At 56.9% G+C, this 26,712-nt stretch carries 28 protein-coding genes; 6 read left to right on the top strand and 22 right to left on the bottom strand.

The window, feature by feature from the left end:
* Positions 1 to 20 precede the first annotated feature (20 nt).
* Together K9U38_RS08710 and mazG are read left to right on the top strand one after the other, a co-directional pair.
* Positions 21 to 419 carry a RidA family protein gene (locus K9U38_RS08710; RefSeq protein WP_224493955.1) on the top strand — a complete coding sequence of 133 codons (399 nt, stop codon included), beginning with the start codon at positions 21 to 23 and terminating at the stop codon, positions 417 to 419.
* A 124-nt stretch (positions 420 to 543) separates the two neighbouring features.
* Positions 544 to 1,365: a nucleoside triphosphate pyrophosphohydrolase gene (gene mazG / locus K9U38_RS08705; RefSeq protein ID WP_224493954.1), complete on the top strand. Its 822-nt coding sequence runs from the start codon at positions 544 to 546 to the stop codon at positions 1,363 to 1,365.
* Between the two features lie 169 nt (positions 1,366 to 1,534).
* Here the strand turns inward: mazG and hflX are convergent, their stop codons facing one another.
* The 7 genes from hflX to K9U38_RS08670 form a co-directional block, all read right to left on the bottom strand.
* Positions 1,535 to 2,947 carry a GTPase HflX gene (gene hflX, locus K9U38_RS08700; protein WP_255607067.1) on the bottom strand — a complete coding sequence of 471 codons (1,413 nt, stop codon included), beginning with the start codon at positions 2,945 to 2,947 and terminating at the stop codon, positions 1,535 to 1,537.
* An 8-nt stretch (positions 2,948 to 2,955) separates the two neighbouring features.
* Complete coding sequence (gene hfq / locus K9U38_RS08695) at positions 2,956 to 3,195, bottom strand: RNA chaperone Hfq (RefSeq protein WP_106710642.1); 240 nt, start codon at positions 3,193 to 3,195, stop codon at positions 2,956 to 2,958.
* Positions 3,196 to 3,315: 120 nt separating this feature from the next.
* A complete protein-coding gene (locus K9U38_RS08690) occupies positions 3,316 to 4,182 on the bottom strand; it encodes a D-amino-acid transaminase (RefSeq protein ID WP_224493953.1) in 867 nt (288 codons plus the stop codon).
* Positions 4,183 to 4,192: 10 nt separating this feature from the next.
* Positions 4,193 to 5,296: a lactonase family protein gene (locus K9U38_RS08685; RefSeq protein WP_224493952.1), complete on the bottom strand. Its 1,104-nt coding sequence runs from the start codon at positions 5,294 to 5,296 to the stop codon at positions 4,193 to 4,195.
* Between the two features lie 8 nt (positions 5,297 to 5,304).
* The gene (locus K9U38_RS08680; protein ID WP_224493951.1) at positions 5,305 to 6,069 is read right to left on the bottom strand and encodes an MBL fold metallo-hydrolase; all 765 of its coding nucleotides are present in this window, start codon (positions 6,067 to 6,069) and stop codon (positions 5,305 to 5,307) included.
* A gap of 105 nt (positions 6,070 to 6,174) precedes the next feature.
* Positions 6,175 to 7,536 (bottom strand): nitrogen assimilation response regulator NtrX, encoded by a 1,362-nt coding sequence (gene ntrX, locus K9U38_RS08675; RefSeq protein WP_224493950.1) that lies wholly within the window; start codon positions 7,534 to 7,536, stop codon positions 6,175 to 6,177.
* Positions 7,526 to 9,790 carry a sensor histidine kinase NtrY-like gene (locus K9U38_RS08670; protein ID WP_224493949.1) on the bottom strand — a complete coding sequence of 755 codons (2,265 nt, stop codon included), beginning with the start codon at positions 9,788 to 9,790 and terminating at the stop codon, positions 7,526 to 7,528. The genes ntrX and K9U38_RS08670 overlap by 11 nt, the downstream gene beginning before the upstream one ends.
* Before the next feature lie 310 nt (positions 9,791 to 10,100).
* Here K9U38_RS08670 and K9U38_RS08665 point away from each other — a divergent pair, with 310 nt between their 5' ends.
* On the top strand, positions 10,101 to 10,889 hold the full coding sequence (locus K9U38_RS08665; RefSeq protein ID WP_224493948.1) for a GGDEF domain-containing protein: 789 nt from the start codon (positions 10,101 to 10,103) through the stop codon (positions 10,887 to 10,889).
* A 173-nt stretch (positions 10,890 to 11,062) separates the two neighbouring features.
* Positions 11,063 to 11,572 carry a DUF1993 domain-containing protein gene (locus K9U38_RS08660; protein WP_224493947.1) on the top strand — a complete coding sequence of 170 codons (510 nt, stop codon included), beginning with the start codon at positions 11,063 to 11,065 and terminating at the stop codon, positions 11,570 to 11,572.
* 77 nt (positions 11,573 to 11,649) lie between these two features.
* Here the strand turns inward: K9U38_RS08660 and K9U38_RS08655 are convergent, their stop codons facing one another.
* The 4 genes from K9U38_RS08655 to dusB form a co-directional block, all read right to left on the bottom strand.
* Positions 11,650 to 12,123, bottom strand: coding sequence for a YfbU family protein (locus K9U38_RS08655; protein WP_224493946.1), 474 nt, complete (start codon positions 12,121 to 12,123; stop codon positions 11,650 to 11,652).
* A 204-nt stretch (positions 12,124 to 12,327) separates the two neighbouring features.
* Positions 12,328 to 13,788 carry a nitrogen regulation protein NR(I) gene (gene ntrC, locus K9U38_RS08650; protein ID WP_224493945.1) on the bottom strand — a complete coding sequence of 487 codons (1,461 nt, stop codon included), beginning with the start codon at positions 13,786 to 13,788 and terminating at the stop codon, positions 12,328 to 12,330.
* Between the two features lie 2 nt (positions 13,789 to 13,790).
* Positions 13,791 to 14,942, bottom strand: a complete 1,152-nt coding sequence (locus K9U38_RS08645) for a two-component system sensor histidine kinase NtrB (RefSeq protein WP_224493944.1) — start codon at positions 14,940 to 14,942, stop codon at positions 13,791 to 13,793.
* A complete protein-coding gene (gene dusB, locus K9U38_RS08640) occupies positions 14,942 to 15,937 on the bottom strand; it encodes a tRNA dihydrouridine synthase DusB (protein WP_224493943.1) in 996 nt (331 codons plus the stop codon). Before dusB ends, K9U38_RS08645 begins: the two co-directional genes overlap by 1 nt.
* 209 nt (positions 15,938 to 16,146) lie before the next feature.
* On the opposite strand from dusB, the gene K9U38_RS08635 reads away from it, so the two are divergent.
* Both K9U38_RS08635 and K9U38_RS08630 read left to right on the top strand, forming a co-directional pair.
* Positions 16,147 to 17,340: a bifunctional 2-C-methyl-D-erythritol 4-phosphate cytidylyltransferase/2-C-methyl-D-erythritol 2,4-cyclodiphosphate synthase gene (locus tag K9U38_RS08635; protein ID WP_224494084.1), complete on the top strand. Its 1,194-nt coding sequence runs from the start codon at positions 16,147 to 16,149 to the stop codon at positions 17,338 to 17,340.
* Positions 17,337 to 17,843, top strand: a complete 507-nt coding sequence (locus K9U38_RS08630; protein WP_224493942.1) for a CinA family protein — start codon at positions 17,337 to 17,339, stop codon at positions 17,841 to 17,843. The genes K9U38_RS08635 and K9U38_RS08630 overlap by 4 nt, the downstream gene beginning before the upstream one ends.
* On the opposite strand, the gene K9U38_RS08625 is transcribed toward K9U38_RS08630, so the two are convergent.
* The 11 genes from K9U38_RS08625 to K9U38_RS08575 all read right to left on the bottom strand — a co-directional run bounded on the left by K9U38_RS08625 (position 17,831) and on the right by K9U38_RS08575 (position 26,686).
* A complete protein-coding gene (locus K9U38_RS08625) occupies positions 17,831 to 18,256 on the bottom strand; it encodes a GNAT family N-acetyltransferase (RefSeq protein ID WP_224493941.1) in 426 nt (141 codons plus the stop codon). The genes K9U38_RS08630 and K9U38_RS08625 overlap by 13 nt on opposite strands.
* A 14-nt stretch (positions 18,257 to 18,270) precedes the next feature.
* Positions 18,271 to 18,744 (bottom strand): type II toxin-antitoxin system RatA family toxin, encoded by a 474-nt coding sequence (locus tag K9U38_RS08620; RefSeq protein ID WP_224493940.1) that lies wholly within the window; start codon positions 18,742 to 18,744, stop codon positions 18,271 to 18,273.
* Between the two features lie 3 nt (positions 18,745 to 18,747).
* Positions 18,748 to 19,713, bottom strand: coding sequence for a lipoyl synthase (lipA, locus tag K9U38_RS08615; protein WP_224493939.1), 966 nt, complete (start codon positions 19,711 to 19,713; stop codon positions 18,748 to 18,750).
* A gap of 9 nt (positions 19,714 to 19,722) precedes the next feature.
* Positions 19,723 to 20,001 (bottom strand): GlsB/YeaQ/YmgE family stress response membrane protein, encoded by a 279-nt coding sequence (locus K9U38_RS08610; RefSeq protein WP_224493938.1) that lies wholly within the window; start codon positions 19,999 to 20,001, stop codon positions 19,723 to 19,725.
* A 28-nt stretch (positions 20,002 to 20,029) separates the two neighbouring features.
* Positions 20,030 to 20,293, bottom strand: coding sequence for a hypothetical protein (locus tag K9U38_RS08605; RefSeq protein ID WP_224494098.1), 264 nt, complete (start codon positions 20,291 to 20,293; stop codon positions 20,030 to 20,032).
* 22 nt (positions 20,294 to 20,315) lie between these two features.
* Positions 20,316 to 21,761, bottom strand: a complete 1,446-nt coding sequence (gene lpdA / locus K9U38_RS08600) for a dihydrolipoyl dehydrogenase (protein ID WP_224493937.1) — start codon at positions 21,759 to 21,761, stop codon at positions 20,316 to 20,318.
* An 18-nt stretch (positions 21,762 to 21,779) separates the two neighbouring features.
* Positions 21,780 to 22,418 carry an SGNH/GDSL hydrolase family protein gene (locus K9U38_RS08595; protein WP_224493936.1) on the bottom strand — a complete coding sequence of 213 codons (639 nt, stop codon included), beginning with the start codon at positions 22,416 to 22,418 and terminating at the stop codon, positions 21,780 to 21,782.
* A gap of 10 nt (positions 22,419 to 22,428) precedes the next feature.
* Entirely contained in the window at positions 22,429 to 23,775 is a 1,347-nt protein-coding gene (locus tag K9U38_RS08590; protein WP_224493935.1) for a pyruvate dehydrogenase complex dihydrolipoamide acetyltransferase, read from the bottom strand.
* 15 nt (positions 23,776 to 23,790) lie between these two features.
* Positions 23,791 to 25,182 carry a pyruvate dehydrogenase complex E1 component subunit beta gene (locus K9U38_RS08585; protein ID WP_224493934.1) on the bottom strand — a complete coding sequence of 464 codons (1,392 nt, stop codon included), beginning with the start codon at positions 25,180 to 25,182 and terminating at the stop codon, positions 23,791 to 23,793.
* Positions 25,183 to 25,193: 11 nt separating this feature from the next.
* On the bottom strand, positions 25,194 to 26,225 hold the full coding sequence (gene pdhA / locus K9U38_RS08580; protein ID WP_224493933.1) for a pyruvate dehydrogenase (acetyl-transferring) E1 component subunit alpha: 1,032 nt from the start codon (positions 26,223 to 26,225) through the stop codon (positions 25,194 to 25,196).
* Between the two features lie 128 nt (positions 26,226 to 26,353).
* Positions 26,354 to 26,686 (bottom strand): FtsB family cell division protein, encoded by a 333-nt coding sequence (locus tag K9U38_RS08575; RefSeq protein ID WP_224493932.1) that lies wholly within the window; start codon positions 26,684 to 26,686, stop codon positions 26,354 to 26,356.
* Positions 26,687 to 26,712: the final 26 nt, after the last annotated feature.

Here is a 26,712-nt window from a genome sequence, read left to right as displayed (position 1 = left end):
AGAATGAAAGAGATCAAGCTATGACCCAACGCGACGCTATCTTTCCCAAGGGTAGGCACGCCCTCTACGAGGCACATGCCTATTCGGCAGCGATACGATCCGATGACTTACTGTTCGTTTCCGGACAGGTCGGCAGCCGTCCCGACGGCTCCCCCGAACCTGATTTCCGCCAGCAGGTTCAGCTTGCTTTCGACAATCTGCGGGCAACGCTCGAAGCGGGAGGTTGCTCCTTCGACGACATTATTGACATAACGACATTCCACACTGATCCAGAAAACCAGTTCGAGACCGTCATGGAGATCAAGAAACAGATGTTCAGCCAGGCGCCCTACCCGAACTGGACCGCGATTGGCGTGAACTGGCTTGCCGGTTTCGACTTTGAGATCAAGGTCATCGCCCGCATCCCGAAGGACGGGTAGCTACAGTTCCTTACCTGGGCGAGCCACGCTACGCGCGGCTTGCGTGTTGAGATGTTGTGGACAATCATCGAAGCCCAGGCTGTCAATCATGTTCGGCCTTTCCAACTTGGCTTATTGTTGAACCATGAAACCCGCCCGCGACATATCCCGCCTGCTTGACATCATGGCTGCTCTGCGGACGCCCGTAACGGGGTGTCCCTGGGATCTGGAGCAGAATTTCAAATCGATTGCTCCCTATACGCTTGAGGAAGCGTTCGAAGTCATCGATGCCATCGAGCGAAACGATATAGACGATCTGCGCGAGGAACTTGGCGACCTTCTGCTGCAGGTCGTCTTCCACGCCCGCATGGCCGAAGAGCAAAAGTCTTTCGATTTTGGTGACGTCGTTCAGGCCATCACCCACAAGATGATCCGCCGCCATCCGCACGTCTTCGGCGAAGACGCTGCCCGGGGCGCTGGCATGGCCAAGGGCATGTGGGACAAGATCAAGGCAGAAGAAAAGGCCGAGCGCCGCGAGCGTCGCGCCGCACTCAATCTCGGACTAGCCGAAGCGGATGGCTTTCTCGATGACATTCCCCATGGCTTTCCAGCCCTTATGCGGGCGCTGAAGCTGCAGCAGAAGGCCGCCAAGGTCGGTTTCGACTGGTCTGAAGCAGCGCCAATTCTCGACAAGATCGAGGAAGAAATCGGCGAATTGAAACAGGCGATCGCTGGCGGCGACCATAAAGATACGGAGGAAGAGTATGGCGACCTGCTCTTTGCAATCGTCAACCTAGGCCGCCACCTCAAACTCGAGCCGGAGAGCGCACTGCGCGGCACGAACGAGAAATTCCGCAAGCGCTTCCACTACATCGAGCGCAAGCTGAATGAACAGGAACGCTCGCTGCACGGAGCGTCGCTCGAGGAAATGGAAGAGCTCTGGCAGGAAGCCAAGACTGCCAAATAATGGGCTGAACAATGCCTGCAATTTGCAGGTGCTAGGGCTTCAAACTGGATTTCCTGTTCGCAAAAGGTAGCTGTTCAACGCTGCTACCAAGCCAAGCTCCCGGAGAACCGTTCAGTTCATGAAATAAACATTATCGCGGGGTGCAATTTTGCAAACACCCTCGCCCGGACTACCTGTTGCCGGCACTCACCATCTTCTCGTCGAGCATGGCCTGGGAGCCCACTGTCATGTCCATCGTCAGGACAATAGATCCATCATCGAGATCCTTGCGTTTCACATTGCTGGAATGCTGATAGATCCAGTCCATGAGACGCATCTGGTTGTGCTGCAGCGTTACCTTGACCTTCGTCAGCTTGCCCGCGATTCGATCCTCGATTTCCTTCAGCAGGGCATCCACGCCCTCGCCCGTTATCGCCGAGACCGGAATTGGATGTTCGTTGCCAGTTGCCGCCGCGCTCAAGCGTTGCGTTGCCTCGCGGCCGGCATCATCCAGGAGATCGATCTTGTTCCAGACCTCGATGATACGCTTCGAATCACCGCGTTCGATACCGAGGCTTGTCATGATCGCATGGACGTCTTCCGCCTGTGCGGCGGTGTCCGGATCCGAAATATCGCGCACGTGCAGGATAAGATCGGCCTCGACAACCTCTTCTAGCGTTGCGCGAAAGGCAGCGACCAGATGGGTCGGCAGGTTGGAAATGAAACCAACAGTATCCGAGAGGATGATCGTCTCACCATGTTCGAGTTTGATACGGCGAAGCGTCGGGTCGAGCGTAGCGAAGAGCATGTCTTCGGCTATGACGCCAGCTCCAGTCAGGCGATTGAAAAGCGTGGATTTACCCGCATTGGTATAGCCTACGAGAGCAACGACCGGATGCGGTACCTTCTTGCGCTTGGCGCGATGCAATGTGCGCGTGCGTACGACGGTCTCAAGCTCGCGCTTGATGCGCAGGATTTTCTCCTGCAGGGCGCGCCTGTCGGCTTCGATCTGCGTTTCACCGGGACCGCCCAGGAAGCCACCGCCACCGCGCTGGCGCTCCAGGTGGGTCCAGCTGCGTACCAGCCGGCCCTTCTGATAGGTCAGGTGGGCGAGTTCGACCTGGAGGGCGCCCTCTTTCGTCTGGGCGCGGCGGCCGAAGATTTCCAGGATAAGCCCGGTTCGGTCAAGAACTTTCGCGTTCCACTCCTTTTCCAGATTGCGCTGCTGCACCGGCGTCAAGGAGTGGTCGACGATCACGAGTTCCGCATGGGAAGCCTTGATGATATCGGCAATGCTTTCTACCTTGCCGGTGCCGAGCAAGGTGGCCGGACGCGGCGCGGAAACCTGCACAATATCGGAATGGACGATGTCGAGATCGATGGCCCGCGCCAGCCCCTCCGCTTCTTCAAGCCGGGCGTCGTCGCTGCGCTGAAACTCATGCTGGAACTTCGAACGATTGTTCGCGTCACTCTTGCCGCCCTCGGCGAAACGCTGGGGCAAGACCGGGACAATGACTACAGCGCGCGTAGCTTCCCTGGCGGTAGTGCCGTTATCGGCAATTCCGCCAGTATTTGGTGCGTTGCGCGTGGTTTCTCTGGTCAAAAGTAATCTCAGTCAGTCTCTTCTACTTCAAACATCTGCACGGGCTGGCTCGGCATGATGGTCGAGATAGCATGTTTATAGACGAGCTGCGAATGGCCGTCACGGCGTAAAAGCACACAAAAATTGTCGAACGACGTGACAATTCCAGTCAGTTTCACACCATTAATGAGGAAAATTGTCAGAGAAATCTTCTGTTTTCTGACCGAATTCAGAAAAAGATCTTGAAGATTCTGCGATCGTTCAGCCATTTTTTTGTCCTTTTATGCGATCAGCAAACGTGTCTCATACAAAATTCTGCAGCGGAAGCAAATGTTCTCTGCTTCAGCAGGAGGTGAAAATACCGTTCTGTTAGTCCCCTCACTCTCCGGTTAACAGGATGGCGTTTTTTCCGCAATGTCAAAAAACGCTTCGCGCAAGGAAAGTGTAGTCGCTCCAGGATGCCCATTTGCCACCGATTCGCCATCAATCGCAACGATTGGCATGACGACAGTCGTTGCCGCGGTCATAAAAACTTCCTTGGCTTTCCTGGCTTCATCCACTGAAAAGCCCCGTTCCTCGACCTTCAATCCCAACTTTTTTGCGACATCGAAGATTGTGGTGCGGGTGATGCCGCGCAAGATTCCGCTCTCTGCCGGCCGGGTTACCAGAACGCCATCCTTGGTGACAATCCAAGCATTGGTGGCGGCCCCCTCCTTGACCGTGCCATCCGGATCAACGAACCAGGCTTCCTGAGCCCCCTGCTCCTTCGCTGCCTGGCGGGCAAGTACGTTTGGCAACAGTCCGATCGACTTTATGTCGACACGCTCCCAGCGGTTTTCCGGCACGGTGATGACCTTGATACCCTTGGCCGCCCTGGCGGCCGAGGCCTGAGGGTCAGTGCGCTTGGCGGTGATGACGATCGATGCCGGGGTATCAGCCGATGGAAATACATGGTCGCGCCTGGCGACGCCGCGCGTGACCTGCAGGTAGACGAGGCCATTGCGAACCCTGTTTCGGCGCACAACCTCCTTGATCACCGCTATGAGAGCCTTGCGGTCCATCGGCCACAGGATTTTCAGTTCCGTTAGCGAGCGGCCAAGCCGGTCGAGATGGCGGGTCATGTCCATGATGTTGCCACGTGCGATCTCGCACACTTCATAGACGCCGTCGGCAAATTGATAACCGCGATCCTCTATGTGGATTCCGGCTTCCGCGTGCGGAACGTATCGTCCGTTGACGTAGGCGATGCGGGACATGGCCTTCTCCTTAAGCGAACGTGCCGAACACGATGCGCATGGGGGATTGCAGAGCCACGCGTTTGCCTGTGTCCTCAAGCACACCGGTCTCGATGTCGCGCTTGAAAATGGCAACGCCGCCGCCCTTCTGGTTGGCCACCAGCATGAACTTGCCTGAAGGATCGATCGTGAAGTTGCGCGGGCAGATGCCCTGAGACGGCGTCCAGCCCAGCAGAGAAAGCGCACCTGATTCTGAAACGGCATAACGGACAATGCTGTTGTGACCGCGGTTGGAACCGTAAAGGAAACGGCCATCAGCACTCAATGCAATCTCGGCACAAGTATTGGTGTCGCTGAACCCGTCCGGCAGGGTCGGCAAGGTCTGGGAAATCGTAAACTTCGCGCTTTCTGGATGATAATGAAGCACTGAAACAGTAGAATTCAATTCATTGATAACGTAGGCATTTTTGCCGCTCTGGTCGAACGTCATGTGCCGCGGACCTGCCCCCTCCGGCAACTGCGTGAACGGTTCGGGCGCAAGCGTTAGGCCTTCGCCCTGCTTCGGCAGATTGTATGCCATGATACGGTCGAGCCCGAGATCGCAGACGAAGACATAGCGATTATCCGGGCTAACCACAGCGCAGTGACCATGCTGCCGCCGGTTTGTTGGCAGGGCCGCATGTGGGCCCTCGTGGATCGCCGCAGCAAAGGCAGGGTCGAGGCCGCCATTGCTGCGGACGCGGAATGCAGCAACGGCATTTCCCGGATGAGCTCCAAGTTCCGCTACTGTGTAATTGGAGGCAAAGATCAGCCCGCCTGACTGGTCGAAGCCAAGATGACACGTGGTGTTGCCCAGTGTCGGCTGCATGTTGATGTAGGACAAGGCGCCAGTTGCAGGATCGATATCGAAGGCGACCGCCATGTTTTCGTTCCAGGCGGGAATTTCTACGGCAGCATAGAGCCGCTTGCGCTTTTCATCGATGGCCAGATAGCCCGGATTGTCGATTGCGAGATATTCGCTGACAAGCGTCAGATCACCGGAATGATCGTCGAGCTGGAAGACGCTGATACCCTTTCCCTCTCCGGGTATGGCGTTGCGATTCAGATTGCCGACGAAAGCGTATGTTTTTGGCATGGGTTATCTCATGATTTGGCAGCTGTGCGATGGAGCGTCTCTCCATCATCGGGAATTATAAGTCTATGCTTAGCGATGTCGTGAGCATTCGCATAGACCTGCAGGTCGTGACGCGACACGGTGGCATGGTCGAGCGCTTCCATATGTGTCGCAATGACCTTGGCATGACCTGGAGCAATACGGCAGACTTCCACTGTCTGTTCAGCATCCATCACGATGTGGATGTCATCCCATTTTGCGCCGCATGAATGGGTGATGATGATGTCTGGCCGGGTGGTTGTGATCGTGTCGCGAACAGCCGGATAGAGAATGGTATCACCGGCCCAATAGATGGAAGGCTCGCCCTCGGCTTCGATGCTGAAGCCCATGACATGGCCCATCTTCTCAAGAACCGGACCCGAACCATGATTGCCTTCGCGGCGCGTGATCAGGATGCCGTCGACCGTCAGTTCATCGTTCAATGGCGTAACATCGGTAAAACCAAACGATCTTATCTTGTCCTCGTCTCCGGGCTGGCAAATGAGTGGAAGATGTTTGGGAATGATATCCTGAGCCATTTGATCAAAGTGGTCCGCATGAAGATGCGACACCAGGACAAGCTCGACCCCGCCGAGTATTTCATCCGTCGACGCCGGAAGGTCGGTCATTGGATTGGGCGAGCGCCCGGTAAAGGATGTGCGACTGTGCTTTGGTCCGAAATCGGGATCGATGAGGATTGTCAATCCGGCATAATCGAGCTTTAGCGTTGCATTGCGCAGGAGTTGCAGTTTCATGGTTGGTCACGTCTCGCTATTGGAAATACGGGATAACACTGTAGCGGAAAAACGCCAGGCAGTTTGACACCAGGACCTTGGCCTATCCCAGACCAAGCTCAAGAATCAGACACCCAGGGATTTCAGCTTGCGGTGCAATGCCGATCTTTCCATGCCAACAAACTCTGCTGTTCGTGAGATATTGCCGCCGAAACGATTGATCTGTGCAATCAGATATTCCTTCTCAAATCGCTCCCGCGCCTCGCGCAAGGGCAGCGCCATGATGTGCTGGTCTGATTCCGTTGGCGGCTTGGGCAAGGTATCGCCAATCTCGGCCGGCAGCAGATCCGCAGTGATCACCGTTTCCGGGTCATCGCTTCGCGCAAGAATGATCAGGCGCTCGATGTTGTTGCGCAACTGCCGGATATTGCCCGGCCACGAATGGGATTGCAGGACGGCCATGGCATCCGGCCCGATCTTGCGCGGCTTGATGCCCGCCTGGTCGGCTATCTGACCCATGAAAAATTCGACGAGTGCCGGTATGTCGTCGCGGCGATCGGCCAATGGGGGCACGATGACAGGAACGACGGCCAGCCGATGGAAGAGGTCTTCACGAAAACGCCCTTCGGCGATCATTGCTTCAAGGTTCTGGGCTGTGGACGAGATGATGCGGACGTCCACCTTCACCCGCTTGGTACCCCCTACCCGTTCAAACTGCTGATCGACCAGCACGCGCAGGATCTTGTTCTGGGTTTCGCGCGGCATGTCAGCAATTTCGTTGAGGTAAAGAATGCCACCATGGGCTTCTTCCAGCGCACCGACCTTGCGCTCGCCGCCGTCCGACTCGGTGCCGAACAGTTCGATCTCCATGCGTTCCGGAGTGATTGTCGCGGCATTCAGGTTCACGAACGGGCCCTTGGCGCGCGCCGACAAGGCATGAATGGCGCGGGCAGTCAGTTCCTTGCCTGCACCCGACGGCCCCGTGATCATGATACGGCTGTTGGTCGGTGCGACACGCTCTATGGTCTGGCGCAGGTGATTCATGGAAAGCGAGCTTCCGAGAAGTTCGAAGCTCTCGCTGGATCGTTTGCGCAGATCCGATACTTCCCGCCGCAACTTCGACGTCTCAAGCGCGCGCTCGGCAATCAATATCAAACGATCTGCCTTGAACGGTTTTTCTATGAAATCATAGGCTCCGCGGCGGATTGCCGATACAGCCGTCTCGATATTGCCATGACCGGAAATCATGACGACCGGAACATCCGGGTGGCGACTCTTGATTTCGTCCAGCAAGGCCAAACCATCCAGCCTGCTGCCCTGCATCCAGATGTCGAGAAAGATCAGGCGCGGAATTCGATCGTCGATGGCGGCCAGTGCGCTGTCCGCGTCAGACGCGACCCGCGCTTCATAGCCTTCATCGCTGAGGATCCCCGCGACAAGCTCACGAATATCGACTTCATCGTCGACGACAAGAATGTCAGATGCCATTTTTCACCTGTTTTTCGGTATTTGCAGCGACCTGGATATCGGTCTGTGTCGTTGGAAAAATCATTCGGATCATCGCGCCACGGCCTGCGTAGAAGTTCTCCGGCGCGTCATGCAACTCAAGCTGCCCGCCATGCTCCTCCACGATCTTCTTGACGATCGCAAGTCCGAGCCCAGTGCCCTTCTCGCGGGTCGTCATGTAGGGCTCCAGCAGTCGCTGGCGGTGTTCCCGCGGCAGGCCCTTACCATTGTCAAGAATTTCGACCACGAGCGTATCGGCAACCTGTCGGGCGCGGATCAGGATATGCCCATCGGAATGGGCTTCTTTCACAGTGGAATCAATAGATTCCGCAGCATTCTTGATAACATTACCGAAGGCCTGCCCAATCAGACGACCATCAAACTGGCCCAGAAGCGCCACATCACCAAAGTCCCGCTCGAAGCGAATGTCGCTCCGGCTCACCTCGACCAGGAACGACGCTTCCCGCAACGCTTCCCGCAGATCAACGGTCTTGATCTCCGGCTTGGGCATCCGGGCGAATGAAGAAAACTCATCCACCATACGGCCAATATCGCCCACCTGGCGAATGATGGTTTCGGTACATTGCTCAAAGACCTCACGATCTTCGGTAATTACCTTGCCGTAGCGCCTGCGCAGCCTTTCGGCCGAGAGCTGGATGGGAGTCAGCGGATTTTTGATCTCGTGCGCGATGCGACGCGCCACATCGGCCCACGCCGAAGAACGCTGTGCCTCCACAAGGTCGGTGATGTCGTCAACTGTCACGACGTAGGAGTGCTCGAGCGACCCGGCATCTTCGACCGTTATCTGGACATTGAACGTCCTGGCGCTGCCGCGGCGCGACATGGCGACCTGCTCGCGATAGACGGACCGGCCCGTCGCATGAGCCACCTCGAAGACCAAACCTATCTCGGGAACGAGCGCCGTGAGGTTCTTACCCGTCGCGGTTGCGGGATCCAGCGAGAGCATGGCCTCGGCAGAACGATTGATAATGCCTATAACGCCGTCGCCATTAACGCTGATCACGCCCGCAGTCACGCCAGACAGGACGGCCTCAGAAAACCGCCTGCGCTCGTCGATCTGATCCTTGGCGGCAACAAGCTCGCGGCGTTGGCTGCCCAATTGACGAACCATCGTGTTGAATGTCTGTGACAGGGAACCAACATCACCATCGGAACGATGCACCGGAACAGAAACATCAAGATTGCCGGTCGCGACATTGTCTGCCGCGCCGATCAACAACCGGATGGGGCGGACAAGCCGATCGGCAACGGCGATGCCGGTCCATATTGCCGATAGCAGCAGGGTCAGGGTAAGACCGAAATATAACAACGCGAAAAGAATTTTCGTTGTGATTCCGCCGTCGTCGGCCTTTTGCTCCTCGGCGGCTCTTTCTTCCATGACTCGACTGGAACTCAGTATATCCGCATCGACCGGCCGGACCGCATACAGGAACAGTCCCGGTATCTCGCGCATCTTGATGACGGCACTCAGCAGATTGGTCTGTTCCGGCGGTATCAGCACAGGCTTGCCATCGGCCGCTGTATCCAGAACCGACTTTGACACCGCCGGGATACTGACATCGGTCTTGATGTCGGCTCGAATAGCGACATCTCCGTTGGAACGGATCAAGGCTGCACCGAGCAGGCCCCTACCCAGAGTCTGTTGTGTCAATAATCGTGCGAAACCGCTGCGATCCAGATTGTAGAGCGTTCTTTGACTGTCGAGATCATTGACCATTTCCAGCGCCGTGCCCTGCAAATTGCGAGCGCTTTCCTGAATGTAGGAGTTGGCGAGACTGATCGACGAGTTCACGATCGTTGTCGTGCGCATCTCGAACCAGCGATCGAGTCCAAGATCGAGCGTAATCGAGGCGACGATCGCGACGATCAGCGCCGGAACCGCCGCCACCAGCGAAAACAGCACCACGAGTCGGACATGGAGCCTAGACGCTGCCTTCCCGCGATTCCTCGCTTGGGCAATGCGATATATCTCCCGCCCTATCAGGCCGATCAAAGCAAGGATCAGGATGGCAATGATGCTGGTGAGCACCAAGGTCATCTGGCTGCCGGGACGAATGGGCGTCATGCCGGTCAGGATGAAGAACGTGGTGCCTGTCGTAAGCAACGCGAGGACGACGACTGCAATGCCGATCCGCGAATAAAACCTCTGCGCTCCGCCGCTTCCAGCGCCGGACCCTGAACTTCCAAACAGATTCACCGAGTTCGATATCAGCATTGTTTATGCTATCCCAACGACGTGGCACTCATGCAACACATTGTGGCGGAAATGCAACGCTTTGTCCCAGTTGGTGCGCCTAAATGCACAGGGATGTTGAAACACCCGCGGAAAGCGCCTGCAAATACATAAAATTATCGAGAGCCGGCCGCCTAAAACTTGGATGTTCCGTCATGTTGACGACCATGTAGAACGAATCGATCCCGCCAATCTCAACGACCGTTAAAATTTACGATGTTTGCACAGAGCTTTCTTCACCGCTTTCGGATGATTGTTGCCGTGATCTGACCAACCCTGTGCGGCGAAGGCAATGACGACCTACGATTTCTGGATGTCCAAGTTTGGCGATTATACGCCGATAAAACAAATCGCGATCATGGTCGGCATGGCGGTCATGGCCTCGGACGTCCTGGCAGTCTTCTTTTTCCTGCTGATTGGGCTCGATCGCCTCGTCATCGTTCTCGCAGTGACAACTTTCATCGTCGTGATCGTGAGCGTCCCGCTGGGCGCTTTCCTTGTCGGCCTCAACTTCCGATTGAAGAAATCGGCGATGCAGCTTGATGTTGCCTCTCGCAGGGATGGGCTCACCGGCCTTTACAACCGCAATGAATTCTATCTGCAGGCTCAGCGGCAAATCACATTGTGCGACCCTGAAAGGAGTGCCGGGGCCCTCCTCTACATCGACGCCGATCATTTCAAATCCATCAACGACCGCCATGGACATGCTGTGGGTGACAGCGTCCTTCAGGAAATCGGCGGTCTCATTCGCTCCACCATCGGCGACTGGGATTTCGCCGCACGCTTTGGCGGCGAGGAGTTTGCGATCTTCTTGAGAGATGCCGATCTGGAGGAGGCGGACCGGTTGTCGCGGAGGATATTGCGCGGCGTTCGCGATATATCGAAAACGCTGCAGATCGGCGATCTCGACGTTACAGTGAGCGTCGGCATATCGATTCACGAACCGGGGCAATCGCTCGAAGCAGCGCTCGTCGCAGCGGACAAATGCCTTTATGCCGCAAAGAGCCAGGGACGCAACCGCATCGTCCATGCGGATAGCAATCTGACGATTTTGCATGATCCGCAATTGCGCAAGGTCTGAACAATCACTCTCGTGAACGTCCTGGAAGACTGATGCCTGAACAATTATTGCACCAATTGGCGGCTCTACCCTTGAAACGACGCAGCCGCGGCGTATCTGCGGGTGATCCTGGGATGTTGCAAAGACGTTCTGGACCTCGCCATCCGGCCCCACCCTCGTCAAGGAGCACACCCATGTCACTGTCCATGCACGAAATTTCGATCCCGGCATTCATACGCGGCTTCGCGGTGCTTTCATCCTTGATTGAAAAAGCCGAAGCCTATGCAGCCGAGAAGAAAATCGATCCAACGGTATTCGTCAATGCCCGTCTCGCGCCAGACATGCTGCCTTTCGCCGGCCAGATACAGCGTGCAAGCGACACCGCAAAGGCGACTATCGGCAGGTTGACGACCGTCGAAATTCCGAAGTTTGCCGATGAGGAGAAAACATTTGCCGAATTGCGCGAGCGCATTGCCAAGACTGTTGCGTTTCTCGAAGGCCTGGATCTGTCCGCGCTCGACGGTAGCGAAACAAAGGAGGTCACACTTTCCGCTGGCCCGCGGAAAGTTACCTTGGACGGCGCAGGATACATGCTGAAATTTGCCCTGCCCAATTTCTATTTCCACGTAACGACTGCGCAGAACATCCTGCGTCATAACGGCCTCCCTGTCGGGAAGTTGGACTACCTGGGTCCGTTGGGCTGAATACCGACCAACGCATGACCGTGGTTGGCCAGACCTTTTCAGGATTGGGCCAGCCACGGTCAATCGACGAACAGTAATCAGGCGACCAGATGCGCGATCTGATCGGCAGAAAGTTTGTGCCTTCGTCCAATTTCATCCCAGCGCTTCAACATCGTGCGATATTTTTCCAGCTGAAGTTCTGGCCGGTTGTCGGCACCCTTCGAGATTTCCTGTGGGAGCTTGAGCACCCTGCTGAGGAAATCGGCGTAGGAAAAATGCGCGCTTGACTGGCTCGGCCCGAAGCCAACGAACTTGGTCCGGTCCGCAATGTTGTTGCTGACGCCGTTGCTCGACTTCTTGATGGCCTGAAACATCTGAAGAATGTTGCTCACTTCCTCAGCCGTCTCTTCGCTGACGGTGGTTTCGGAAATCCCCAGTTCGCCATACAGGCTCTCTATGCCCTTTTCCACGACCTCCTGATGCCTCGCATACATGGACCACTTCTCGGGGTCGAGCTTCTTCAAGATTTCGTATTGGTTAAACAAAACCAAACGTTCCGCAAAACTGAACATCATTCACCTCCGTATGATCTGACCGCAGTACGACACCTTGCCGATCGCGTATAATTCACAGGATTTCTGGTGAATACTCTGCGCATACTCCTGTTAAGAAGCCGATATTGCACTCGTTACAATTTTATCGATTATAATTATTGGAATAGTGGGGCGCTGCCAAAGGCGTTGTTTAATAACTCTTTAACACCTGACCAACGACTGCTAACGCTCATTCTTGCCGCTCTTGTAAATATTCACGCCGAGCTCGCGTATCTTCTTGCGCAAGGTGTTGCGGTTCAGTCCGAGAAGTTCGGCAGCCTTGATCTGGTTGCCATGCGTTGCGGTCAGGCACGAGAGTATCAGGGGATACTCCATCTCTTCCAGCACGCGCTGGTAAAGACCAGCAGGCGGCAAGTCGTCACCGTAGGAAAGGAAATAGCGCTGCATATTCAATTCTACTGCCTGGGCAATGGTAAGCTCCTCGCTGGCCATGGAACTTGACGGAGATTCCGCAGGTCGCAGGTCGGCTTTCAATTCGGCTTCGATGACCTCGGCATTGATCTCTTCCTGCGGATAGAGTGCCGCCAGGCGGCGGACGAGATTTTCAAGTTCGCGTACATTGCCCGCCCAAGGGTAACGTCGCATCAGATCGAGACCATCGGCGGTTATCCGCTTTTCCGGCAATCCGTCCTTGGCGGCCATTTTAAAGAAGTGCCTGACCAGGTCAGGAATGTCCTCACCGCGTTCGCGCAATGGCGGCAGACGCAGCGGGACAACGTTGAGACGATAATAGAGATCCTCACGAAACAGCCCCTGATTGATCAGGGTCCGCAAATCCTTGTTTGTCGCTGCAACAATGCGCACGTCCGTCTTGATGGGAGTCCGCCCACCGACAGTCATGTACTCCCCCTGCTGCAGTACACGCAGCAGACGGGTTTGGGCCTCCATCGGCATATCGCCGATTTCGTCGAGGAACAGTGTGCCGCCGTCGGCCTGCTCGAAGCGGCCACTCGATCGGTTCTGTGCGCCGGTGAATGCACCGCGCTCGTGCCCGAACAATTCGGACTCTATCAGATCCCGTGGGATCGCCGCCATGTTGATCGCAACGAATGGGCCTTTTCGCCGGCGCCCATATTCATGCAGGGCGCGCGCGACAAGTTCCTTGCCGGTGCCGGACTCGCCGGAAATCATCACCGTCAGATCGGTTTGCATCATGCGCGCGAGCACGCGGTAAATATCCTGCATTGCAGGCGACCGGCCAACCAGCGGCATCGTGTCCGGCTGCTCTTCAGCAGCCCACTTGTCCGGCTTCTTTTTCGGTTCGGCAAGCGCTCGGCCAACAATGCTGACGAGTTCCGTCAGATCGAATGGCTTCGGAAGATATTCATAGGCCCCTGCTTCGGATGCCCGAATTGCGGTCATGAAAGTATTCTGCGCGCTCATGACGATAACGGGAAGGTCCGGCCTGGACTTCTTGATCCGTGGCAAGAGGTCGAATGCGTTCTCATCGGGCATGACCACGTCCGTGATCACCAGATCGCCGTCACCGGCAGAGATCCAACGCCATAGGGTGGCCGCATTCGAGGTAATGCGGACATCGTAGCCCGCACGAGACAGTGCCTGATTGAGGACCGTTCTGATAGCCGCGTCGTCATCTGCGACGAGAATGCTGCCCAAGCTCATGTTCAGGATCCTGCTTTCTTGGAGTATGGTTTTTCGTCTGCGTGCTCATCATCGAGCGGTCCGCTTTGCCACGCAGGCATGAGGATCCTGAACGTGGTCTTGCGCGGCACGGAATCGCATTCGATGACACCACCATGGTCTCCAACAATTTTGGCGACGAGCGCAAGACCAAGTCCCGAACCATTGGGCTTCGTCGTCACGAAGGGATCGAACAGATGCGGCATGATATCAGGCGATACGCCCGGACCCGTGTCCTGGACGATAAATTCAAGCGGCAACGAGACGCGATTGCGCATGCCCGGGACCGATAGGCGGATGCCTGGCCGGAACGCCGTCGAGAGTGTGATTTCGCCGGGCTCGTGACCGATGGATTCCGCTGCATTTTTTACCAGATTGAGAAAAATTTGAACGAGTTGATCGCGATTGGCGAATACGTAAGGAAGCGACGGATCATAGTCCTCATGGAATTTGATGTGACTGGCAAACCCGTTTTTGGCGATGGCCTTGACGTGATCGAGCACCACATGAATGTTCACCGCCTCGCGTTCGATCGGCCGCTCATCGGAGAAAACCTCCATACGATCGACGAGAGAAACGATCCGGTCCGTTTCATCGGTGATCAGCCGCGTTAAAGCCCGGTCGTCATCGTTCAGGCCCGTCTCGAGCAATTGCGCTGCACCGCGAATACCGGACAGTGGATTCTTGATTTCGTGTGCCAGCATGGAAGCAAGGCCGGTGACCGAACGGGCGGCGCCGCGATGTGTCATTTGGCGATCGAGCTTCTCCGCCATCGACCGCTCCTTGAAAAGGATAACGATCGAGCCCGGCGACTCGCTGACCGGTGTGACATAGAGATCGACAATGCGGTCCTGACCGAGCCGCGGAGATGACACATCGACGCGATATTCATTCACAGGGGACGGATTTTCCCGCACCTGTTTGACGAGGGCGAGCAATGGGCTGCCGAATGGCAGCAGCATGTCGAGGGTGTTCCGGCTCAGGATACTGGCACTCGAGCGAAAGAAAGCTTCGGCATCCGCATTCGCATAGGAGATGTGGCCGGCTTCGTCGAGCATGATCACCGGATGCCTGATAGAGTTTAGGACCATGCCTGCCAAACGATCTTCCAGCACAGGCTTCTCTGAAGCGGTCATTACGCTACTTTCTTCAAATCTGCGGCGGAGAACCGCGAAAGGGCTGCATGTAACCGGCGCGCAACCAGCTGCGGATTGGTTTCTGTCATGATCGAACCGCGCTCGGCAGGACCGACGCCGCTGCCATGGACGTCCAGATACCAGCCCAGATGTTTGCGGGCATGACGTATGCCGGTGGGCTCGCCATAATGCGTCAGCATCGCTTCGTAGTGTGCGACGGCGTAGTCTGCGATCACGCCGCCAGCATTCTGCCCGATACCATGAACGATTGTTCCGGGCAGCCAGGGCTGACCGTAGGCTCCGCGCCCGACCATCACCGCGTCGGCGCCCGATGCATTGAGGATCGATATTGCATCATCCCGATCCAGAACATCGCCATTGGCGACAAGCGGGATCGAGACGGCGTTTCTGACCGCACGGATGGCAGGCCAATCCGCCTTGCCCTCATAGAATTGGCAGCGCGTCCGGCCATGGACGGTAACCATTTGGACACCGGCCTCTTCCGCGCGGGCGGCCAACTGCGGAGCATTGATGGTGTCATTGTCCCAGCCCAGGCGCATTTTCAGCGTCACCGGAACACGCACCGCGGCGATCGTGGCCTCGATCAGCGTCAGGGCGTGATCGAGATCGCGCATCAGCGCCGACCCCGAAAGGCCCCCGGTCACCTTCTTGGCGGGGCAACCCATATTGATATCAACGATATGAGCACCCTCGCCTTCAGCAATGCGTGCGGCCTCGGCCATCCACCGCGCTTCCCGGCCGGCGATCTGCACCACATGCGTACCGAGACCATCACCCTTCAGGCGAAGCAAATTACCGCGCTCGCGTGTGCAGAGCTCGGCGCTCGCCACCATTTCCGACACGACCATGCCGGCGCCTGCCTGCCACGCCAGCTGACGGAACGGCAAATCGGAAACCCCAGACATGGGGGCCAGAAATACGCGGTTGCGCAAATGCACTCCGCCTACATCCAGTGGTTGGTTCAGTTGGATCACGACACTCAGTCTGCCTGTTTCGTATGCAATTTCGTAATAGCCTATCCTTTAGACAGGATCGTGCCGCTTCGCAAGGCAAAGAGCGTCGCACCGTGATCAGTTTTCGACCTTGAAGCGACGGAAAGCCTCTAGCCTTTCACCTTGGCACAGGGTAACGCATTGCGACGTGACGGAGAGTAGTATTGGCGGGCAAAACTAACGACAAGCAGATGCGGGTTGCGGCTGTCATCGTGGCAGCGGGGCGCGGTGAGCGCGCGGGCCAAAGCGTTGAAGGACCAAAGCAATATCGCAAGATCGGCGGAGAAGCAGTTCTTGCGCACACGCTGCGTGCATTTCTCGACTGCCCGCTCATTCATCATGTTGTCGTTGTAATACACAAGGAAGACGAGGCATTGTTCGCCCAAGCCACCGCGGGCTTTGAGACAAGCATAACCGCGGTCACGGGTGGACCTACGCGCCAGGAGTCAACGCGGCTCGGGCTCCTCGCCCTCAAGGAGGTATCCCCAGATCACGTTTTGATTCATGATGGTGTCCGCCCATTTATTTCGGCGGACCTCCTGGAACGAGTGATCTTCAATCTCACACCGCATATAGGTGTACTGCCGGTCCTCGCCGTTTCCGATACGCTGAAGTCTGCAGGGCATGACGCCATGGTCAGTGCGACGGTGCCACGTGCTGGCCTCTATGCTGCGCAGACGCCCCAGGCGTTTCCGTTTCTGCCGATTCTGGCTGCCCACGACGCAGCCTTCGCCGCCGGGCGGTCGGATTTTACAGACGACTCAGCCATTGCTGAATGGCATGGCCTGCCGGTGCGCATCGTCGAAGGATCTGCGGACAACACGAAACTGACCTGGGCAAAGGATATCGACATGGCCGACGACCGTTTGTCGCAAAAGCTTCCTGCATATCCGGATGTGCGTACCGGTAACGGTTATGACGTGCACGCCTTCGAACCGGGAAACGGCGTGATGCTTGCGGGCGTATTCATTGCGCATGATCGTAAGCTTTCAGGACATTCCGACGCAGACGTTGCCCTGCATGCCCTGACCGATGCTTTGCTGGCGACACGTGGCGCGGGCGATATCGGCACGCATTTTCCGCCGTCCGATCCGCAGTGGAAGGGCGTCGCCTCGCATGTATTTGTCGAGCACGCGGTCAAAATCGTCAAAGAAGCCGGAGGCCGGATCGCCAATGCTGATATCACGCTGATATGTGAATCGCCGAAGGTTGGCCCGCATCGTCAGGCAATGACGGCTGCCATATCGAAAATGCTGGGCATTACTGCCGATCGCATTTCGATCAAGGCGACGACCAACGAGAAGCTTGGATTCATCGGCCGCGAAGAAGGCATTGCTGCCATTGCCACCGCATCGGTCATCTTTCCCGGAGAACTTCCCGAATGACCGGTCTCATCGCGGAAGCCAAAGCCATTGCCGTGCTAGATGCCTGCCGGCGGAACGGCGTGCTGCTCGCAACGGCTGAGTCATGCACGGGCGGCCTGATTATCGCCTCGCTAACCGACATTGGCGGGTCATCGGACGTCGTCGATCGCGGTTTCGTCACCTACTCCAATGAAGCCAAGCATGAGATGCTGGGCGTGCCGATGCATTTGATCACAACCCATGGCGCCGTTTCGGAAGAAGTAGCAATGGCGATGGCTGCGGGTGCGCTTGCTCGCTCACGGGCGGGCATTGCTGTGTCCGTCACCGGAGTTGCCGGCCCAGGTGGCGGTTCGACGGCCAAGCCCGTAGGGCTTGTCTGGTTTGGCTTGGCACTCCGCCGGAAGCAACCGATCGCGATGCGCCGGCTTTTTCTTGATCATGGCCGGGCATCGATCCGCCGTGCCGCAACCAATACCGCCCTTGAATGGATACTGGAGGCCCTGTCGGCCGATCAGGACCGCTGAACCCGAAACGCCATGCCGATCGATTCCGGCATGACAGGTTCGAAGCCAAACTTTGCGTAAAGGTACCTCGCGGGACCGTCCGCTATCAGGCTCACATAGGCACCGTCGGGCGCCTCAGCGTTCACAAAATCAATGAGGCTGGACACGATGACCTTGCCGAGACCCTTGCCTTGATGCGAAGGATCAACGGCAATGTCGACAATCTGATAGAAACAGCCATTGTCACCGACGACCCGGCCCATTGCGACAGTCGCGCCGGCCTGATGGCGAATGGTTGCTGCATAGAGCGTATTGGGCAGGCCCTTCTCCGCAGCCTGCTGGCTTTTCGGGCTCAATCCGGCAATTTCCCGCAAACGCCGGTAATCTTCGACCGAGGGCGTGCCAATATGAAGCTCATAATCTTGGTGTGTCATCTTCGGAATATCCATCAGACGGCTGGCGGTTTCCCGCCCTTGCCATAGATCGCATCTGCACGCTTTTCGAATGCTTCCGTGAATTTGCGGAAAGCAATATCAAACATGGAACCCATCAAAAAGCCAAGCGTGCGGCTTTTGAACTCGTAATCGATATAGAACTTGACCGTGGAATTCTCGGGATTGGCGTCAGGAACGAACTGCCAGCGGTTATCAAGATAGCGAAACGGGCCGTCAATGTACTTTGTAAGGATGACCTTCTCTTCCGGCTTCAGCAAAACCTGGCTGGTGAAGGTTTCGCGGATCAGCTTGTAGCCCACGGTCATGTCCGCCACCAGCAGCGTCTTGCCGTGGCTTTCCTTGCGGGAGCGAACCTTCAGACTTTCGCACATCGGAAGGAATTGCGGATAGCTCTCGACATCCGCGACCAGATCAAACATCTGCTCGGCCCGGTGAACGACAGGACGGGACGTGTCAAATTTCGGCATGAGCTAGCTACGCGATGTATGCAGCGCCTCGCGTGCAGCCTTCAGCTTGGCAAAATCGTCGCCCGCATGGTGCGACGAGCGGGTCAGCGGACTTGACGCGACAACCAGAAAGCCCTTGGTCTTGGCGATGGTCGCGTAGGATTTGAACTCATCCGGAGTGACATAGTTGAGCACAGGGTGATGCTTGCGCGTCGGCTGCAGATACTGGCCGATCGTCATGAAATCAACGTCCGCAGAGCGCAGATCATCCATCAACTGCAGCACCTCATTTCGCTCTTCTCCAAGCCCGACCATGATGCCGGATTTGGTGAAGATGGTCGGATCGATCTCCTTCACCCGCTGCAACAGGCGAATGGAATGGAAATAACGGGCACCCGGCCGAACCTTGAGATAGTTCGAAGGAACAGTCTCGAGATTGTGGTTGAAGACATCCGGTCGTGCGGCCACAACGATCTCAAGTGCACCTTCCTTGCGCAGGAAGTCTGGCGTCAGGATTTCGATCGTCGTTCCTGGCGATATCCGCCGGATTGCGTGGATCACGTCGGCAAAGTGTTGTGCACCGCCATCGGCGAGGTCGTCGCGGTCCACGGAGGTAATGACCACGTGCGACAGGCCCATCTTCAGGACGGCCTTGCCGACATTTTCCGGCTCATTGGGATCAAGCGCTGTCGGCAGCCCGGTGGCAACGTTGCAGAACGCACAGGCGCGCGTGCAGATCTCGCCCATGATCATGAACGTCGCGTGCTTCTTGTCCCAGCACTCACCGATATTCGGACAACCGGCCTCTTCACAGACGGTGACGAGATTGTGCGAACGCACGATGTCGCGCGTTTCCGAATAACCTTTCGACACCGGGGCCTTGACCCTGATCCAGTCCGGCTTCTTCAGAATTTCCGAATCCGGTCGATGCGCCTTTTCCGGATGCCGGAGGCGCCGCTTCTGATCGATCGTATCGAGTACCGTTACCATGAAAATGTCCTAGTTCGTGGCCCTGGTCTTGCCAAAGACCCAAAGAATGAGGATTGCGCCAGCCGTCGCAACGATCAGATTTCCAAGAAATCCGTAGAAATTGAAGTCCAGCAGGCCTGCCAAAGTACCGCCGACAAAGGATCCGGCGATACCGACAAGAATGTTGGTGAGCAGACCATGATCACGGTTCATCGCCTTTTCGGCGACATAACCGGCTATGAAACCAATTACCAGCATTCCAAAGAAACCAACACCGGGCATGCCCATGATAGCAACCGACTGATCCATGTTCCTGCTCCCTACCCTTGTCTGCGCGCTAGCGCCCGGATGCGATCGCAATTGCCCGCAAGACCAGCGCCCATATAGCACCGAAAAGAAAACCACCCAACCCGCAGGCGAGCGTTACCACCCAGACGCCGGTCCAACCGCCAATCCCGACACCATTGACCGATATGGTGTTACCCGAAGCCATACTCAAGGCGGCAGGCACGAACCCAAGCAGTAGGCCGACGAGGGTCGACCATTTGAGGATCAGCCAGGAAAGGCTGATCCAGGCTCCGCTATCCTTGATCGTGACCAATGAGTCTGGATTTCCTTCTCAATTACGCATTCAGCACGCGACCATAGGCGTCCAATACGCTTTCCTTCATCATCTCCGACAAGGTCGGGTGCGGGAATACCGTATGCATCAACTCTTCTTCGGTCGTTTCGAGGTTCATGGCAACAACAAACCCCTGGATCAGTTCAGTGACCTCCGCGCCGACCATGTGTGCTCCAATCAGCTGGCCGGTTTTCTTGTCGAAGATCGTCTTGATCAAACCCTGGTCTTCGCCAAGAGCGATCGCCTTGCCATTGGCTGCAAATTGGAACCGCCCAACGCGGATCTCGCGTCCGTTTTCCTTGGCCTTCGCTTCCGTCAGACCGACCGAGGCGACCTGCGGCTGGCAATAGGTACAGCCTGGTATCTTGTCCTTTTCCAGCGCATGCACACCCGGAACGTTGGCAATCTTCTCCACGCAGATGACACCCTCGTGCTCTGCCTTGTGCGCGAGCATGGGAGGACCAGCCACGTCGCCGATCGCATAAATCCCTGGCACATTGGTCTTCCCGTATCCATCGGTGACGATGCAACCGCGATCCGTCTTGACGCCCAAACCCTCAAGCCCGAGATTTTCGATGTTCCCCTGAACGCCAACCGCGGAAATCAGGCGCTCGGCGGTGATCTTCTCCACTTTGCCGTCCTTGGTCTCGACATGGGCGGTGATGCTGTTGGCAGCCTTCTCCACCTTAGTTACCTTGGCATCGGTGATGATCTTCATGCCCTGCTTTTCAAACTGCTTGCGGGCGAAGGCAGAAATCTCTGCATCCTCCACGGGCATCACAGTCGGCAACAGCTCAACGACCGTCACTTCCGCGCCCATTGTGCGGTAGAATGAAGCAAATTCGATGCCGATCGCGCCCGATCCCATGACGACAAGAGACTTCGGCATTTCTGGCGGGACCATCGCTTCGAAGTAGGTCCAGATCAGCTTGCCGTCCGGTTCGATACCGGGCAAGGCGCGCGGCCGGGCACCCGTCGCAACGATAATATGCTTAGCCGTATAAGTACCTTCACCCAATGCATTCTTTGGTACCGGGTTCTGCGGCTCCATCGGCTTCTTTGAAGTCTTTGAGACAACGATTTCGCCGGGCTTAGACAGTTTGGCCTCGCCCCAGATCACGTCGACCTTATTCTTCTTCATCAGGAAGCCGACGCCGCCATTCAGCCGAGCCGATACGCCGCGCGAGCGTTGCACGACCGCCTTCACGTCGGCGGAAATCTTTCCTTCGATCGTCAGACCATAATCCTTGGCGTGCTGGCCATAATGAAGGATTTCCGCCGAGCGCAGCAACGCTTTCGTTGGAATACAACCCCAGTTGAGGCAAATGCCGCCGAGATGTTCGCGCTCGACAATCGCCGTCTTGAAGCCAAGTTGAGCGGAACGGATAGCGGTCACGTAGCCGCCTGGGCCCGAACCAATGATGATCACGTCGTAATTATTGGCCAAGACCTTGGTCCTCCTGAATTAAAGATCGAGTATGCCTCGAACAATGGGGGCAATGGCTTTGCCAATTGCCCTCGTATTTTCCGCATCGAGATGTACGCCATCAACAGGCGATGTTGCCGCTACCGAACCTGCGTCAAAGAATGTGCAATCGGCCAGCACGGCGGCATCCTGATAGAAGCCGGCTAACAAGTGTGACTGCCCAACGCCTTCTTCAAAAATCAGTCTGAAATCCTCGCCGCCAGCCGCACCAAGAGGCGGCGGCGACATGATCAGCACGGCAGGCGGCGCAGTATCGAATTGGTACGGCGCCGTGCGAACGATCTCGATAAGGCGCTGCATCCCCCGCTTGGCACCCAAGGCATTGCCGCATAGCACATGCTTCATGTCATTGGTGCCAAGCATGATGATGACGAGGTCGAGCGGGAAATGCGTACCCAACGCCGTCGTAAGCGTTTTTGCGGCGTTACGCTCAAATCCTGACAGGTGGTCATCATAGGCGGTTGTACGCCCGTTCAGGCCATCGGCGATGATATGAACACCTGATCCGAGCTCATCCTGCAGCACCTGCGGCCACCGGTCCCTGAATGCATGGCGACCCGATCCGTCAGGTTTGTAACCCCAGGTGAGCGAGTCGCCGTAGCAAAGGACGGTTTTCATGGTGCGCGTCTCAGACCAGCATACCCATCGGGTTTTCAATGTGCCGCTTGAAAGCCTGAGCCAGTTCGGCTCCGAGGGCGCCATCGACCGCGCGGTGATCAGTCGAGAGAGTCACGGACATGACAGTTGCAACTGTCACCTCACCCTTCTTGACGACAGCTCTCTCCTCGCCGGCACCGACCGCAAGGATGGTCGCGTGCGGCGGGTTGATGATCGCAGCGAAATCCTTGACTCCGAACATGCCGAGGTTGGACACAGCCGTGGTGCCACCCTGGTATTCTTCCGGCTTCAACTTGCGATCACGGGCCCGCTTGGCAAGATCCTTCATTTCGTTTGAAATGGCTGACAGGGTCTTTTGCTCGGCCTTGCGGATAATCGGTGTGATCAGCCCGCCCGGGACCGAAACCGCTACGCCGACATCGGAGTGCTTGTGCTTGACCATGTTGGCGTCAGTCCAGGAAACGTTTGCTTCCGGAACATCGCGCAGCGCTAGCGCCATCGCTTTGATGATCATGTCGTTGACCGACAGCTTGTATGCAGGAACATCGCCCTTTTCCGTCTTGCGCATTGGCGAGGCAGCGTTGATCTGCGCACGCAACGCAAGCAATGCGTCGAGTTCACAATCCAACGTCAGATAGAAATGCGGGACGGTCGTCTTGGCCTCGAGCAGGCGCTTGGCAATGGTCTTGCGCATGCCATCGTGTGGAACGAGATCGTAAGAGCCTTCTTCGAACAATTTGAGGACGGCATCGTCGGACATGGGTTTGGGCGCGGCGGCAGGCGCAGTTGCCGGCGCCGCTGCTCCGGGAGCAGCCTTGGCACCTCCGGCAATCGCCGCTTCCACGTCCTTCTTGATCACCCGGCCATAGGGGCCGGTGCCTGAAACCGCTGCAAGATCAATTCCGGCTTCCTTGGCAATGCGGCGTGCCAAAGGGGAAGAGAACGGGCGATTACCCGTCTGCGCCGGAGCAACTGTCGCTGCCGGAGCCGCCGCGGGTGCGGCTTCTGCAGCTTTTGCCGCAACAGGAGCAGCCTCGGCTTTGGCCTCCTGCTTTGGCGTCTCGGCCTTGGCCGGAGCAGCATCGGCGCCCTTGGCCGCGGCGGCGGCATCTTCGCCCTCGCCGGCCAGAATGGCGATCAGCGCGTTGACCTTGACACCCTCTGTACCCGCAGGGACAACGATCTTGGCGACGGTACCTTCATCCACCGCCTCGACTTCCATCGTCGCCTTGTCGGTCTCGATCTCGGCGATCACGTCGCCAGGTCCAACCTTGTCGCCTTCCTTGACGAGCCATTTGGCAAGGTTGCCCTCTTCCATCGTGGGAGAAAGCGCCGGCATTGTAATATTGATCGGCATTGCGGTTTCCTCCCCTTACGCTGTGTAGGTCACAGCTTTGACGGCATCGACGATTTCCTTGACGCTTGGCAGGGCCAGTTTCTCAAGGTTGGCCGCATAGGGCATCGGTACATCCTTGCCGGCAATCGTCAGAACGGGCGCATCAAGATAGTCAAAGGCCTGCTGCATGACCCGGGTGGCGATTTCCGTACCGACGGAGGACTGCGGATAGCCTTCTTCGATGGTAACGCAACGTCCCGTCTTCTTCACCGATTCAATAACGGTAGGCAGATCCATCGGACGGATCGTACGCAGGTCAATGATCTCGGCATCGATGCCAAGTTTCGACAGTTCCTCGGCCGCTTTGACCGTGTAGTTCATGCCGATACCGAAAGAAACCAGCGTGACGTCATTGCCCTTCTTGTGAATGCGCGCCTTGCCAATCGGCAGAACGAAGTCATCCAGTTTCGGAACATCGAACGAATGGCCGTAGAGGATTTCGTTTTCGAGGAAGATCACCGGGTTCGGATCGCGGATCGCAGCCTTCAGCAGGCCTTTTGCATCGGCCGCTGTGTAGGGCATGACGACCTTCAGTCCCGGAATATGACTGTACCACGCTGCGTAGCACTGGGAGTGCTGGGCCGCAACGCGGGCAGCTGCACCGCTCGGTCCGCGGAATACCATCGGGGCGCCCATCTGGCCGCCAGACATATAGAGTGTCTTGGCGGCAGAATTGATGATCTGATCGATCGCCTGCATGGCAAAGTTGAATGTCATGAACTCAACGATCGGGCGCAGGCCAGTCATTGCGGCACCAACGCCGACGCCGGCAAAGCCGTGTTCGGTAATGGGCGTATCGACCACACGGCGGGGACCAAACTCATCAAGCAACCCTTGAGTGATCTTGTAGGCGCCCTGGTACTCGGCAACTTCCTCGCCCATGATGAAAACATCAGGATCACGGCGCATTTCTTCCGCCATCGCGTCGCGCAATGCTTCACGAACGGTGGTCGACACCATCTCCGTCCCCGCGGGGATATCCGGATCGGCAGCAACTTCGCTTTTCGGCGCCGCAGGAACAGAAGGAGCGGATGGTTCAGGCGCTGCCGCCTGCTTGGGGGCTTCCTCCGACTTGGCTGGCGCTTCGGCGGCTTTCGGCGACGCACTTACGCTATCGGCGCTTTCGCCTTCGCCGAGCAGAACGGCGATAACGGAATTCACCTTCACGCCATCGGTGCCCTCGGGAACGACAATCTTGCCGATCGTGCCTTCGTCGACCGCTTCTACTTCCATTGTCGCCTTGTCAGTTTCGATTTCCGCAAGAACGTCACCGGACGTGACCTTGTCGCCTTCCTTCTTCAGCCATTTCGACAGTTTGCCCTCTTCCATGGTCGGCGAGAGCGCTGGCATCAAAATATCTACAGGCATGTTCGCCTCCCTTAGAGCAGAATATCGGTGTAGAGCTCGGATGCATCCGGCTCCGGATCGGACTGGGCGAAATCGGCGGCGTCAGCCACGATGTCGCGCACGTCCTTGTCGATCTGCTTCAGGTCGTCCTCGGTGGACCATCCCTTTTCGATCAACCGGTTCTTCACCTGCTCGATGGGATCGTAGTCGGACCGCATTTTCTGTACTTCATCCTTGGAGCGGTACTTGGCCGGATCCGACATCGAGTGCCCGCGATACCGGTAAGTCTGCATTTCCAGGATCATCGGCCCTTTGCCTGAACGCGCCCAGGCTGCTGCCTCTTCGCCGGCGGCGTTCACAGCGCGCACATCCATGCCGTCGACCTGGATGCCGGGAATGTTGAACGAAATACCACGCTTGGAGAAATCGGTCTCGGCCGAGGCACGCGACACGGCGGTACCCATCGCGTAGCGGTTGTTCTCAATCACGTAGATCACCGGCAGCTTCCACAGCGAGGCCATGTTGAAGCTTTCATAGACCTGGCCCTGATTGGCGGCACCATCGCCGAAATAAGCCAGCGATACATTCCCGTTATCGCGGTAGCGATTGGCAAATGCGAGGCCGGTTCCAAGCGAAACCTGTGCACCCACGATACCGTGACCGCCGTAGAAATGCTTCTCTTTGGAGAACATGTGCATCGAGCCGCCCTTCCCCTTGGAAAGGCCGCCACGACGTCCGGTGAGTTCGGCCATGACACCGCGCGCACTCATGCCGCAAGCCAGCATGTGGCCGTGATCGCGATAACCGGTAATTACCTGATCGCCCTCTCGCAGAGCCATCTGCATTCCAGTCACTACGGCCTCCTGGCCAATGTAGAGGTGACAGAAGCCGCCGATAAAGCCCATACCATAGAGCTGGCCGGCCTTCTCTTCGAAGCGGCGGATCAACAGCATCTCGCGGTAGGCTTCGAGCTCTTGTTCCTTGGTAAACTGAATTGGTTTTGGTGCTTTGACAGCAGAGGTCTGCGCGGAACGCGCAGGGCTTTTTTTCGCCCTCGTGGCCATATCTCACTCCCTGTGATTTGGTCGCACGACAATAGCAGCAGGGGCAGAACTTACAATATGCAGAATCGAATAAGTGCTATGCAAATAAGACGTTCAAAACACAAAGAAAAACGCTGATTAACCAGAATTCAGTTAACAGCAAGATCCCCGGAGCCACGCATTATCGTGACTTCGTCGTGACGCGATACATTCAATGCTTTACGCGCTTGTTCGTCCAGCATATCCCTCTCAATCGTACCATCATGCATAAGTTGCACCTGTCGTTCAAGCTCCGTGCGCGATGCCGTGACGGCATCGAGCTGTGCCTGGAGCAACTTGGTCTGCTCCTGCAGCTTGATAGCCGAATAAAGCCCATACTCGCCGTGGTAGGCATGAAATCCGAAATAGGCGAAGAACAGGGTCGCCAACAGCGGTACTATCAGCCGTCCGCGATTGGTTTTGCGTCTTTGTTTTGTCCACATTGCGATGGCCCGGAACGTTGCGGAAT

Source organism: Phyllobacterium lublinensis (assembly GCF_020164435.1).
Taxonomy (GTDB): domain Bacteria; phylum Pseudomonadota; class Alphaproteobacteria; order Rhizobiales; family Rhizobiaceae; genus Phyllobacterium; species Phyllobacterium lublinensis.
The sequence above is the reverse complement of the archived record's forward strand: the minus strand, read 5'-3'. Positions and strand labels throughout refer to the sequence as shown.

Bases quoted from the DNA above. Each gene is read 5' to 3' on its own strand.
- K9U38_RS08610 (WP_224493938.1), bottom strand. From the start codon at position 20,001: ATGGATCAGTCGGTTGCTATCATGGGCATGCCCGGTGTTGGTTTCTTT.
- K9U38_RS08625 (WP_224493941.1), bottom strand. From the start codon at position 18,256: ATGACACACCAAGATTATGAGCTTCATATTGGCACGCCCTCGGTCGAA.
- K9U38_RS08665 (WP_224493948.1), top strand. From the start codon at position 10,101: ATGACGACCTACGATTTCTGGATGTCCAAGTTTGGCGATTATACGCCG.
- K9U38_RS08710 (WP_224493955.1), top strand. From the start codon at position 21: ATGACCCAACGCGACGCTATCTTTCCCAAGGGTAGGCACGCCCTCTAC.
- K9U38_RS08645 (WP_224493944.1), bottom strand. From the start codon at position 14,942: ATGACCGCTTCAGAGAAGCCTGTGCTGGAAGATCGTTTGGCAGGCATG.
- K9U38_RS08635 (WP_224494084.1), top strand. From the start codon at position 16,147: ATGCGGGTTGCGGCTGTCATCGTGGCAGCGGGGCGCGGTGAGCGCGCG.
- lipA (WP_224493939.1), bottom strand. From the start codon at position 19,713: ATGGTAACGGTACTCGATACGATCGATCAGAAGCGGCGCCTCCGGCAT.
- K9U38_RS08685 (WP_224493952.1), bottom strand. From the start codon at position 5,296: ATGCCAAAAACATACGCTTTCGTCGGCAATCTGAATCGCAACGCCATA.
- ntrX (WP_224493950.1), bottom strand. From the start codon at position 7,536: ATGGCATCTGACATTCTTGTCGTCGACGATGAAGTCGATATTCGTGAG.
- K9U38_RS08655 (WP_224493946.1), bottom strand. From the start codon at position 12,123: ATGTTCAGTTTTGCGGAACGTTTGGTTTTGTTTAACCAATACGAAATC.
- K9U38_RS08590 (WP_224493935.1), bottom strand. From the start codon at position 23,775: ATGCCGATCAATATTACAATGCCGGCGCTTTCTCCCACGATGGAAGAG.
- pdhA (WP_224493933.1), bottom strand. From the start codon at position 26,225: ATGGCCACGAGGGCGAAAAAAAGCCCTGCGCGTTCCGCGCAGACCTCT.
- K9U38_RS08620 (WP_224493940.1), bottom strand. From the start codon at position 18,744: ATGCCGAAATTTGACACGTCCCGTCCTGTCGTTCACCGGGCCGAGCAG.
- K9U38_RS08690 (WP_224493953.1), bottom strand. From the start codon at position 4,182: ATGTCCCGCATCGCCTACGTCAACGGACGATACGTTCCGCACGCGGAA.
- K9U38_RS08670 (WP_224493949.1), bottom strand. From the start codon at position 9,790: ATGCTGATATCGAACTCGGTGAATCTGTTTGGAAGTTCAGGGTCCGGC.
- mazG (WP_224493954.1), top strand. From the start codon at position 544: ATGAAACCCGCCCGCGACATATCCCGCCTGCTTGACATCATGGCTGCT.
- hfq (WP_106710642.1), bottom strand. From the start codon at position 3,195: ATGGCTGAACGATCGCAGAATCTTCAAGATCTTTTTCTGAATTCGGTC.
- K9U38_RS08585 (WP_224493934.1), bottom strand. From the start codon at position 25,182: ATGCCTGTAGATATTTTGATGCCAGCGCTCTCGCCGACCATGGAAGAG.
- ntrC (WP_224493945.1), bottom strand. From the start codon at position 13,788: ATGAGCTTGGGCAGCATTCTCGTCGCAGATGACGACGCGGCTATCAGA.
- K9U38_RS08595 (WP_224493936.1), bottom strand. From the start codon at position 22,418: ATGAAAACCGTCCTTTGCTACGGCGACTCGCTCACCTGGGGTTACAAA.
- K9U38_RS08575 (WP_224493932.1), bottom strand. From the start codon at position 26,686: ATGTGGACAAAACAAAGACGCAAAACCAATCGCGGACGGCTGATAGTA.
- K9U38_RS08630 (WP_224493942.1), top strand. From the start codon at position 17,337: ATGACCGGTCTCATCGCGGAAGCCAAAGCCATTGCCGTGCTAGATGCC.
- K9U38_RS08660 (WP_224493947.1), top strand. From the start codon at position 11,063: ATGTCACTGTCCATGCACGAAATTTCGATCCCGGCATTCATACGCGGC.
- K9U38_RS08680 (WP_224493951.1), bottom strand. From the start codon at position 6,069: ATGAAACTGCAACTCCTGCGCAATGCAACGCTAAAGCTCGATTATGCC.